Origin of the sequence: Mesobacillus boroniphilus JCM 21738 (genome assembly GCF_000517385.1) — a bacterium.
In the GTDB taxonomy this organism is placed as follows: Bacteria; Bacillota; Bacilli; order Bacillales; family Cytobacillaceae; genus Mesobacillus; species Mesobacillus boroniphilus.
In genome coordinates, this window is record NZ_BAUW01000052.1 from 16,049 (window position 1) to 27,274 (window position 11,226).

Annotated in this window: 11 protein-coding genes and 2 pseudogenes; all 13 read left to right on the forward strand. The window is 45.6% G+C overall.

The window, feature by feature from the left end; all coding sequences use genetic code 11:
- The first annotated feature begins 1 nt into the window (after nucleotide 1).
- The 13 genes and pseudogenes from hslO to lysS all read left to right on the forward strand — a co-directional run bounded on the left by hslO (nucleotide 2) and on the right by lysS (nucleotide 10,763).
- Nucleotides 2-880 (forward strand): Hsp33 family molecular chaperone HslO, encoded by an 879-nt coding sequence (gene hslO / locus JCM21738_RS14035; RefSeq protein ID WP_023613294.1) that lies wholly within the window; start codon nucleotides 2-4, stop codon nucleotides 878-880.
- Between the two features lie 21 nt (nucleotides 881-901).
- A complete protein-coding gene (locus tag JCM21738_RS27425; protein ID WP_369385751.1) occupies nucleotides 902-1,063 on the forward strand; it encodes a hypothetical protein in 162 nt (53 codons plus the stop codon).
- On the forward strand, nucleotides 1,014-1,787 hold the full coding sequence (locus JCM21738_RS14040) for a peptidyl-prolyl cis-trans isomerase (protein WP_369385752.1): 774 nt from the start codon (nucleotides 1,014-1,016) through the stop codon (nucleotides 1,785-1,787). Before JCM21738_RS27425 ends, JCM21738_RS14040 begins: the two co-directional genes overlap by 50 nt.
- A 256-nt stretch (nucleotides 1,788-2,043) precedes the next feature.
- Complete coding sequence (cysK, locus tag JCM21738_RS14045) at nucleotides 2,044-2,970, forward strand: cysteine synthase A (protein ID WP_023613292.1); 927 nt, start codon at nucleotides 2,044-2,046, stop codon at nucleotides 2,968-2,970.
- A gap of 403 nt (nucleotides 2,971-3,373) precedes the next feature.
- Nucleotides 3,374-4,699: an aminodeoxychorismate synthase, component I gene (pabB, locus tag JCM21738_RS14055; RefSeq protein WP_173401230.1), complete on the forward strand. Its 1,326-nt coding sequence runs from the start codon at nucleotides 3,374-3,376 to the stop codon at nucleotides 4,697-4,699.
- Nucleotides 4,696-5,285 (forward strand): annotated as a pseudogene (gene pabA / locus JCM21738_RS14060) (aminodeoxychorismate/anthranilate synthase component II). The gene pabB and the pseudogene pabA overlap by 4 nt, the downstream one beginning before the upstream one ends.
- The gene (gene pabC, locus JCM21738_RS14065; protein WP_023613288.1) at nucleotides 5,285-6,160 is read left to right on the forward strand and encodes an aminodeoxychorismate lyase; all 876 of its coding nucleotides are present in this window, start codon (nucleotides 5,285-5,287) and stop codon (nucleotides 6,158-6,160) included. The pseudogene pabA and the gene pabC overlap by 1 nt, the downstream one beginning before the upstream one ends.
- Entirely contained in the window at nucleotides 6,157-6,990 is an 834-nt protein-coding gene (gene folP, locus JCM21738_RS14070; protein WP_023613287.1) for a dihydropteroate synthase, read from the forward strand. The genes pabC and folP overlap by 4 nt, the downstream gene beginning before the upstream one ends.
- Nucleotides 6,983-7,342: a dihydroneopterin aldolase gene (folB, locus tag JCM21738_RS14075; protein ID WP_023613286.1), complete on the forward strand. Its 360-nt coding sequence runs from the start codon at nucleotides 6,983-6,985 to the stop codon at nucleotides 7,340-7,342. The genes folP and folB overlap by 8 nt, the downstream gene beginning before the upstream one ends.
- Nucleotides 7,343-7,344: 2 nt before the next feature.
- Nucleotides 7,345-7,872: a 2-amino-4-hydroxy-6-hydroxymethyldihydropteridine diphosphokinase gene (gene folK / locus JCM21738_RS14080; protein WP_023613285.1), complete on the forward strand. Its 528-nt coding sequence runs from the start codon at nucleotides 7,345-7,347 to the stop codon at nucleotides 7,870-7,872.
- Nucleotides 7,824-8,027, forward strand: a complete 204-nt coding sequence (locus JCM21738_RS14085) for a helix-turn-helix domain-containing protein (protein ID WP_023613284.1) — start codon at nucleotides 7,824-7,826, stop codon at nucleotides 8,025-8,027. Before folK ends, JCM21738_RS14085 begins: the two co-directional genes overlap by 49 nt.
- A gap of 36 nt (nucleotides 8,028-8,063) precedes the next feature.
- Nucleotides 8,064-9,071 carry a tRNA dihydrouridine synthase DusB gene (gene dusB, locus JCM21738_RS14090; protein ID WP_023613283.1) on the forward strand — a complete coding sequence of 336 codons (1,008 nt, stop codon included), beginning with the start codon at nucleotides 8,064-8,066 and terminating at the stop codon, nucleotides 9,069-9,071.
- A 208-nt stretch (nucleotides 9,072-9,279) separates the two neighbouring features.
- A pseudogene (lysS, locus tag JCM21738_RS14095) lies at nucleotides 9,280-10,763 on the forward strand (lysine--tRNA ligase).
- The last annotated feature ends 463 nt before the right edge of the window (nucleotides 10,764-11,226 follow it).

Genomic DNA, 11,226 nt, shown 5'->3' on the forward strand with positions numbered 1-11,226 from the left:
AATGAACGATTATTTAGTAAGGGCACTTGCTTTTGACGGTCAGGTCAGAGCATATGCAACAAAAACGACTGAGACAGTTGGGGAGGCACAGCGCCGCCATCATACATGGCCTGTAGCATCTGCGGCACTCGGCCGGACAATGGCAGCTGGCGTAATGATGGGTGCGATGCTCAAAGGCGATGATAAATTGACCATCAAGATTGAAGGCGGAGGCCCGCTTGGACTCATTCTTGTGGACAGCAATGCTAAAGGCCAGGTAAGAGGCTATGTATCGAATCCTCATGTCCACTTCAATTTGAACGAGCACGGCAAGCTTGATGTAAGACAAGGCGTCGGTACGGACGGAACGCTTACTATCGTGAAGGACTTAGGTTTACGCGAATATTTTACAGGACAAGTGCCGATTGTATCAGGTGAACTTGGAGAGGACTTCACCTATTACTTCGCAACTTCTGAACAGGTTAATTCATCAGTTGGCGTCGGCGTATTGGTTAACCCAGACAACTCAATCAAAGCAGCAGGCGGATTCATCATCCAGCTGATGCCTGGGACAACAGAAGAAACCATTACAGCAATCGAACAGCGATTGCAATCGATCCCGCCGGTTTCGAAGCTAATTGAAAAAGGTTTAACGCCTGAGGAATTGCTGGAAGAATTACTTGGAAAAGAGAACGTTAAAGTCCTTGACACAATGCCGGTGAATTTTGAGTGCAATTGCTCTAAGGACAGATTCAGCACTGCGCTGATCAGCCTTGGCACAGAGGAAATCCGGGATATGATCGAGACAGAGGGGCAGGCAGAAGCACACTGCCATTTCTGCAACGAAAAGTACATGTTCACAAAAGAAGAACTGGAAGAGATAGAGAAAGAAGCGAAATAAGCGATATCTGGGGGAAGAGAAGTGGAAAAAAAGCAGCTTTGGTACATTATTGCCGGGTTAGCCATTTTGAATCGCGATAACTCTTGTGATGCTGATAGCCAAGCCTGCTATCCTCGAGGGGAACAAGGAAACTGTGGCGGAGATTGGCAAGGAGTCAATCACCCGCCAGGAGTGGCTGACTGAGCTTGAAGAAAGATACGGGCAAGAAACGCTAAGGGACTTGATTGACCAGGCAGTTGTCAAACAAATGGCCGATGAATATAGCATCAAAGTGTCTGACGAGGCCGTAGAGCGTGAATTGACAATTTATAAAGCCATGTATTCTTCAGCTGGCAATGAGCCAAAAACCGAAGAAAGCTGGAAGCAGCAAATTAAATACAGTCTGCTGCTAGAAGAGCTTTTAACGAAGGATGTTAAAGTATCGGAAGAGGATATGAAGTCCTTTTATGAACAGAATAATAGTCTTTTTGACATTCCTGCATCCTACCATCTGTCGCAAATAATCGTCGAAACGAAAAAGGAAGCTGACTCAGCGGTGAAAGAGCTGAAAGATGGTTCTAGCTTCACTGCTCTGGCGATGGAGCGTTCAATCGATGAGTTTTCGGCGAATGAAGGAGGAGACATCGGCTTTGTTACGGAAGAAGATGAGCTCATTTCCCCGAAGGTAGTTCAAGCAGCGAAATCGCTGAAGTCCGGAGAGTGGACAGGACCTGTAAAAGTGGAAAATGGATATGCTATTGTTTATCTTAATGAAAAACTAGAAGGGAAGAAATATGCCTACGGCGATGTAAAGAACCAGATTCGCCGGCAGATTGCCCTTGAACAAATGGACATTCCTGTTTCAGCACGGGCGTTTTGGAATGATGCGGAAGTAAGCTGGTTTTATGGGGACAAAGAGAAGAAATAACGAACGAAGCACTGGTAAACTGAACCGGTGCTTTTCTTGTTTAGAGAAATTCAAAATAGGATAGTTTAAAAAGGATGGAGCTCTTTTCGATGATGCTTTTGAGTCGGGTAGGATGGGTGTGAAAGCAAGTGTACGAAAAGAGCCTAGGCAAAAGACTTATTTTTGCAGATGTCGAAGCATACTGATTGACATAGACTTAAAGTACTGGTAAATTTTAATAAAACCAATTAAAATAGTCGGATTAAGGGTGGGTAATTTGGTACGTATTGCAAATTCAATTACAGAGCTGATCGGCCAGACACCAATCGTGAAGTTGAACGGACTAGTTGATGAGCAAAGTGCAGATGTATATTTAAAGCTTGAATACATGAACCCAGGCAGCAGCGTCAAAGATCGTATCGCTTTGGCGATGATTGAGGATGCTGAGGCAAAAGGGACCCTGAAGCAAGGGGATACAATCATTGAACCAACGAGCGGCAATACAGGCATCGGCCTGGCGATGGTGGCAGCAGCCAAAGGATACAAAGCAATCCTCGTCATGCCAGAAACGATGAGCATGGAGCGCAGGAATCTTCTGCGTGCCTATGGCGCAGAACTTGTGTTGACTCCCGGATCAGAAGGAATGGGAGGCGCTATCCGCAAAGCAGCAGAACTGGCAAAGGAAAATGGTTACTTCATGCCGCAACAGTTTGAGAATGAAGCAAACCCTTCTATCCATGAAAGAACAACTGGACCTGAAATTGTCGAGCAGATGGGTGACCAGCTGGATGCCTTCATCTCTGGTATCGGCACAGGCGGAACGATCACAGGAGCTGGAAAGGTCCTTCGTGAAAAATACAAGAATATCAAAATTATTGCTGTTGAGCCAACGGACTCCCCGGTATTATCCGGCGGAAAACCAGGCCCTCACAAAATCCAGGGAATCGGAGCAGGGTTCGTTCCTGGAGTACTTGATACAAACATATATGATGAAATCATCAAGGTTGAGAATGAGCAGGCATTTGACTATGCCCGCCGCGCAGCAAAAGAAGCAGGAATCCTCGGCGGAATCTCTTCAGGTGCAGCCATCTATGCAGCACTTGAAACAGCGAAAAGGCTGGGCAAAGGCAAAAAGGTGCTGGCAGTGATTCCAAGTAACGGAGAACGCTACCTGAGCACACCACTTTACCAATTTGAAGACTGATTTTATTTAAGAGGCAGGCTGATTTAGCTTGTCTCTTTTTTTGCTTATAACATAAGATTATTATTGTTTTTAAGCACTGTTGATTGGAGTGGAAGGCGCGAAGACTCCTGCGGGATCAGCTGGACAGGTGAGACCCCGCAGGCGCCAACGGCGGCGAGGAGCTCACCGCCAGCCCCGCGGAAAGCGAAGCGCCTGGAAAGGAAATCAAAGCCTAATTTAACAGGTCCATTCAAAAATAGCTAGATTTTCTTGAAAAAACCACAATTTTAAAAATGAAAGCGCGCCCTTCATCATGTATGATGTATTAAGAGAAAAAAATAGGGGTGAAAAGCTTGCTACACTATAGCATTCAATCAGAAACGATTCCGTATACAGCTTCACGTTTTTTCATCAATATGATCATATTGCACAACAATATAAAGAGCATGTCATCCTCGAAAGCGGGAGAGGCGGGCGCTACAGTATCGCCGCATTCAATCCTGAGATTATTTTTTCGGGTAAAAATAATGAGCTGACAATCACACAGGGTGGTTTGTCAACTACACTGGAGGGAAACCCTCTAGAGTTAATGAAAGGTCAAATGGAAAAGTATCAAGTGCCTGAAGTAGAAGGCTTGCCGGATTTCCAGGGCGGGGCGATCGGCTATCTGAGCTATGATTATGCCCGTTATATCGAAAAGCTTCCTGCACTGGCTAAGGACGATTCCGGAATTCCCGAGGTCTACTTCCAGCTATTCAAGGAATGGTTTATTTTTGACCATCAGACAGATAAGCTGTGGCTCATGGCTCTGTCGGAAAAAGGACAGGAAAAGCTGGCAGAGGACAGGCTATCAGTGTGGAAAGGTCAGTGGGAGGCAGATGTACCAGCGGTTGCCGCTGAAAAAAGGCCTGCTCGTGATGATCTGCAAGTATCCATGGATGAAGCTGAATTCATCGAGGCGGTTGAAAAAGTGCAGCAATACATTGCGCAGGGGGACGTCTTCCAGGTAAATCTATCTGTCAGGCAATCCAAGCCGATTGAGACGGAAGCGATTGAAGTGTATCGGCAGCTGCGCAAGCTGAACCCATCTCCATATATGGGTTACCTGCATACACAAGACTTCCAGCTCGTCAGCGGTTCGCCTGAACTTTTAGCAAAAGTAAAAGGTTCGGAGGTCAGCACAAGGCCGATTGCCGGCACGAGATCGAGGGGCAGGACAGATGAAGAAGATTTGCAGCTTGCCAATGAACTAATCAACAATGAAAAAGAGCGTGCCGAACACGTCATGCTTGTCGACCTTGAAAGGAATGACCTCGGCAGGGTGTGCAAGTACGGTACGGTCGAAGTCAATGAGTTCATGGTCATTGAAAAGTATTCGCATGTCATGCATATCGTTTCGAATGTCCGGGGAGAGCTGGCAGAGGGCGAGACCTGGTTCGATGTTGTGAATGCAACCTTCCCTGGCGGCACGATTACCGGTGCCCCGAAGGTAAGGACAATGGAAATCATTGAAGAACTTGAGCCGGTGAGACGCGGGCCTTATACTGGCTCGCTTGGCTGGTTCGGTTTTAACGGCAATATGGAACTGAACATCATTATCCGGACAATGCTCGTCAAGGATGGGGTAGCTCATGTCCAGGCAGGAGCAGGTGTCGTGATCGACTCCATCCCTGCCAATGAATACAAAGAATCCTTAAAGAAAGCAATTGCTCTTTGGAAGGCGAAAGAGCTTGCGGAGGGTAAAGCATGATTTTGATGATCGATAATTATGATTCATTCACATATAATCTCGTTCAGTACTTGGGTGAAATGGGCGAAGAGCTCAATGTCATCCGCAATGATCAGACGTCCATCAAGGGCATTGCGGAGCTTGACCCCCAGTTCTTGATGATCTCGCCGGGGCCGTGCAGCCCGAATGAAGCAGGTATCAGCCTCGAAGCGATCAAGAAATTTTCAGGCAAGACACCGATTTTCGGTGTCTGTCTCGGCCATCAGTCGATTGCCCAGGTTTTCGGCGGTGACGTGGTCCGTGCGGAGCGGTTTATGCATGGAAAAACCTCAATGGTCTATCACGATGGCAAGACGATTTTTGAAGGACTTGAGAATCCGTTTCCTGCAGCACGCTACCATTCGCTTATTGTAAAAAAAGAAACACTTCCTGATTGCCTGGAGGTTTCTGCTTGGACGGAAGAAGGCGAGATCATGCAATCCGCCACAAAACGCTTCCTGTTGAAGGCGTCCAATTCCACCCGGAATCCATTTTAACGACGCCAGGAAAGCAGCTGCTGCGCAATTTCATTGCCCATTACAAAACTTCCAAGGAAGTAAATTTATAATGTTTGTATACAGTAATGGCCAGTTTGTCTCAAAGGATGAAATCACTATTTCCCCTTTTGACCACGGCTTTCTATACGGGTTGGGCGTGTTCGAAACATTCAGGATCTACAATGGCCATCCTTTTCTGCTGGATGATCATCTCGAGCGGCTGAATGCCAGTCTTCGTGTGTTGAATATCGAAGCTGAATTTACACGGGAGGAAAGTGTAAAGATCCTCGAAGGCTTATTAGTTAAAAATAATCTCAAGAATGCCTATATCCGCTTCAATGTTTCAGCGGGGAATGGTGAAATAGGCTTGCAGACAGATAGTTATCGGGAACCAAATGTAATTGTATTTGCGAAGCCTCTGCCGCCAGCAGGAGACATAAGTGAGAAAAAGGCTGTTCTCCTCGACTTGAGGCGCAACACACCTGAGGGAGCAGAGCGGCTGAAATCCCACCATTATCTGAATAATGTACTCGCCAAGCGTGAGGCAGGCCCTGCGATGGATACGGAAGGGATTTTTCTGACAAGTGAAGGTTTTTTAGCCGAAGGGATTGTCTCGAATATCTTCTGGTACAAGGGTGATGTCCTGTATACGCCTGCCGTCGACACGGGGATTTTGAATGGAATCACCCGCAGATTCATCATCGCACTTGCCCGCAACGCAGGCATCAAGGTTCGTGAAGGCTTTTACAAAAAGGAAGAAGCCGAAGCAGCAGATGAAATGTTCCTAACTAATTCAATTCAGGAAATCGTACCGGTCAGGGACTTTTCAGGAAAAAGCTTTCCCGGGAAATCAGGCGTGTTGGCGAACAGCCTGTTGGGCAAATATGCAGCTAGCCGGGAAGCACTATGGAGCAGAACGAAATTGGATGGAGGAGCTCATATATGAATACCGTGATAAAGGCCGGTCCTTATACACTGGACTTCACCAATAAAACACTGATCATGGGAATATTGAACGTCACACCTGATTCCTTTTCAGACGGAGGGAAATACAATCACCTTGATCATGCTGTCTTACATGCTAATCAAATGATTGCTGACGGAGCAGATATTCTTGATATTGGAGGCGAATCGACCAGACCGGGACATGAACGGATTTCCGATGAAGAGGAAATTAGCAGGGTGGTACCGGCGATTGAAGCCATATCGAAAGAAGTTCAGGCACCTATCTCCATCGATACTTATAAATCGAAGGTTGCCAAAAGTGCCATCGATGCTGGAGCGGCCATCATCAATGATATTTGGGGAGCGAAGGAAGACCCGGAGATTGCCGATGTCGCGGCAGAAACCGGAGTACCGATCATATTGATGCACAATCGGAATGACCGCAATTATTCAAACTTCATCCGTGACGTGTTGAATGACTTGTACGAAAGTATCACAATTGCAAAAAAAGCAGGGGTAAGCGATGAGCAAATCATCCTTGACCCTGGAATCGGCTTTGCAAAAGACCTCAAGGAAAACCTTGAGATGATGCGTCGCCTTGATACGCTTGTGTCTTTAGGGTATCCCATCCTTCTTGGCACATCGAAAAAGTCGATGATCGGCGGCGTGCTAGATCTGCCTGTTACGGAAAGAACAGAAGGTACCGGAGCTACCGTGTGTTACGGAATCCAGAAAGGCTGCCAGATTGTCCGGATTCATGATGTGAAAGAGATGGTACGAATGGCAAAAATGATGGACGCGATGATGGGAAAGGGTGAATACAGTGGATAAAATACATGTGAACCAAATGGAGTTTTACGGCTACCACGGTGTTTTCCCTGAAGAAACAAGGCTGGGCCAGCGTTTTGCTGTAGATTTAACGGTAGAACTGGATCTTTCTAAAGCGGGAAAGAGCGATGATCTTAATGAGTCAATTAACTATGCGGATTTATATATGGTCTGCAAGGATATCGTTGAAGGCCAGCCATTTAAGCTTGTAGAAGCGATTGCTGAAAAAATTGCTGGGACGATTCTTGAGCGTTTTTCTCTGGTGGAAGCATGCCATGTGAAAGTCATCAAGCCGGATCCCCCGATACCAGGGCATTACAAATCAGTCGCAGTTGAGATCACAAGGAGCAGATGACAGTGGAAAACAACGCATATATTGCACTAGGGTCCAATATGGGTGACCGCTTTGGGTATTTGACCCAGGCAATCATCCTCCTTGAAAGCCATGAAAACATCACGGTGGTAAATACTTCTTCCGTCTACGAGACTGACCCGGTAGGTTACACTAACCAGGATCAATTTTTAAACATGGCCATTCGGGTAAAGACGAGCCTTGAACCGGTTGAACTTCTGGATACCTGCCTTGAAATCGAATTGAACCTTGGGAGAAAAAGGGAAATAAAATGGGGTCCTAGAACGTTAGACCTTGACATTTTGCTGTATAATCACGAAAATATTGAAACAGAGAAGCTTACAATTCCGCACCCTCGGATGAGCGAACGCGCGTTTGTAATCCTTCCATTGCTTGAAATGGACCCAAATCTCACGCTCCCAACGATGAAGGAGCCGCTGAAAAACTGTTTACTAAGTATACCGGATAGAGAAGGAGTACGAATATGGAAGCAGAAAAATGGGGAAGGCGTATTCGCGCTTATCGAAAGTTAAAGGGCTATACGCAGGAAAGCTTCGCAAAAGAGCTGGGCGTGTCGGTCTCCATCCTGGGAGAAATCGAACGTGGCAACAGGATGCCTGACGAAAGACTGATCAATAGGATTGCGGAATTCCTTGATGTCGGAATAGATGAATTAACCCCACAGTAGGATTTATATATTAATAGGACCATAAGGAGGAATGATATGCTCAAGATTGGCGATATTGAAATGAAAAATCAGGTCGTCCTCGCACCGATGGCCGGCGTGTGCAACTCTGCGTTCCGACTGACGGTAAAAGAATTCGGCGCTGGCCTTGTATGTGCCGAAATGGTCAGCGACAAAGGAATTGTTTCCCAAAATAATAGGACACTCGATATGTTATATATAGATGAACGTGAAAAGCCGTTGAGCCTTCAGATTTTTGGCGGCGAAAAAGAAACACTTGTGCGGGCAGCGCAATACGTAGATAAAAATACGAATGCGGATATCATTGATATCAACATGGGTTGCCCGGTGCCAAAGATCACGAAATGTGACGCAGGTGCGAAGTGGCTGCTAGATCCAAACAAGATTTACGAAATGGTATCAGCTGTAGTGGATGCTGTTGAAAAGCCAGTTACGGTTAAAATGCGCATGGGCTGGGATGAAGATCATATTTTCGCCATCGAAAATGCGCAAGCTGTAGAGCGCGCTGGTGGTAAAGGGGTTGCTCTTCACGGCCGTACACGTGTACAGATGTATGAAGGAAATGCGAATTGGGATATTATCGGTGACGTGAAGCAGGCTGTAAATATTCCTGTAATCGGTAACGGAGATGTCCAGACTCCTCAGGATGCCAAGAGAATGCTTGACGAGACAGGCGCAGACGGGGTCATGATCGGCCGCGCTGCTCTAGGGAACCCATGGATGATCTACCGTACGGTAAAATACCTGGAAACAGGCGAATTAATGAGTGAACCAACCGCACGCGAAAAAATCAGTGTCAGCATCCTGCACCTTGATCGCCTGATCGCTTTGAAAAACGAACATATTGCCGTGCTCGAAATGCGCAAGCATGCAGCATGGTACCTCAAGGGCATCCGTGGAAACGCAACAGTCCGTAATGGAATCAATGAGTGCATCACAAGAGACGAGATTGTCAGTTTGCTGACAAGCTTCGCGGATGAAGTAGAAGTGAAAGAGAACGAGCAAGAAGCGCAACAGGTTGGATAAAAATTGACATTAACCGTCATTTTTCCTATAATACCTTTATCCTTAAATTTAACTGCCAGTGGTCAAACTGGCAGTTTTATTCTTTTTAGGAATAAAAAAAGAGATTTTTAATGTCTGAATACGTTTGTTTGTGTAAAATAATAAAAGTATCCACCAAACATAATCAGGATTACATAATAAATCTATTATATATTGGAGTGAAAGCGATATGAGTCATGAAGAATTGAATGACCAGCTCAGAGTCAGAAGAGACAAAATGAGTTCATTGCGTGAAAAAGGCATGGATCCTTTCGGCAAAAGATTCGAACGCACTCATCTTACTGAAGAGCTGATTGGTGAATATGGTGAATTGGAAAAAGAAGAGATTGAAGCGAAAAATGTATCGGTGAAAATAGCCGGACGTATTATGACAAAGCGTGGGAAAGGAAAAGCAGGCTTTGCTCATATCCAGGACCTCGCTGGCCAGATTCAGATTTATATTCGCCAAGATGCAGTCGGCGAAGAGCAATATGAAGTTTTTGATTCAGCAGACCTTGGAGATATCATCGGTATAGAAGGAACACTTTTCAAAACAAAGGTTGGCGAGCTTTCAATCAAAGCTCAAGACTTTGTGTTTTTGACGAAAGCACTTCGTCCGCTTCCGGAAAAATTCCATGGACTGAAGGATGTCGAGCAGCGATACCGTCAGCGTTATCTTGACCTGATTACGAGCAATGACAGCAAGACTACTTTCATCAACCGCAGCCGCATCATCCAATCAATGCGCCGCTATTTAGATGGACAAGGATATCTCGAAGTAGAAACGCCATTAATGCACTCGATTGCCGGCGGAGCTTCTGCGCGTCCGTTCATCACGCACCATAATGCGCTTGATATGCAGTTATATATGCGAATCGCGATCGAGCTTCACTTGAAGCGTCTGATTGTCGGCGGCCTTGAAAAAGTATACGAGATCGGCCGTGTATTCCGTAATGAAGGTGTTTCGACAAGACATAATCCGGAATTCACTATGCTTGAACTTTATGAAGCATATGCTGACTGGAGAGACATCATGTCCCTAACTGAGAACATGGTAGCGTACATCGCCCAGGATGTTCTTGGAGCAACAACTATTCAGTATGGCGAGTATGAAATCGATCTTAAGCCAGAGTGGAAGAGAGTCCACATGTAGATGCGATCAAGGAATATACGGGAGTAGACTTCTGGCCGCAAATGAGCACGGAAGAAGCTCGTGCGCTTGCCAAGGAGCATGGAGTGGAAATCACTGAACACATGCAGTATGGCCATATCGTCAATGAATTCTTTGAGCAAAAGGTAGAAGAGCATCTGATCCAGCCGACATTCATTTACGGACATCCGGTTGACATTTCTCCTCTTGCGAAAAAGAATGACGAAGACCAACGCTTTACAGACCGTTTCGAATTGTTCATCGTAGCAAGGGAGCATGCGAACGCATTTACTGAGCTTAATGATCCGATCGACCAAAGAGAGCGTTTTGAAGCTCAGCTAAAAGAAAAAGAACAAGGAAATGACGAAGCGCACGAAATGGACGACGATTTCATCGAAGCACTGGAATATGGAATGCCTCCAACTGGCGGACTCGGAATCGGTATCGATCGATTGGTAATGCTGCTGACGAATTCACCATCCATCAGGGACGTACTATTATTCCCATTGATGCGTCACCGTTAATAGATAGAGTAAAGGCAAAACGGCACAGGCCGTTTTGCCTTTTTTATTTAATAGGAAATTATAAAATATTTTCAATGTGGATAACTATCCAGGTTCCTAATCCAGCTCCAGCGCCTAGCCCCTCGAGTCGCTTCGGTCGGCCCTCCAACGCTTGTCGGGGCTGAAAAAGGCGCTTGCGCTTTTCTTATTCCGGATTAATAATGATATACTCCTTCATATTGAAAGAAATGAATAGCTATTTCTTGTGAAAATTGAACACAGAAATATGAATTATCTTTCTTTTAATTCCGTGAATAAAAATAGTGAAAAGATATTGCTATTGCAGAATAAAGGTGCTATATTTATATCTGTTGCTGCGAGCTACTTAGTTAGCAACAAAGAAAACAAAAAACTTATTGACATCGGGTTTTAAACCTGATAATATATAAGAGTTGCTTCTGACAGAGCAACAAAATGAATTGTT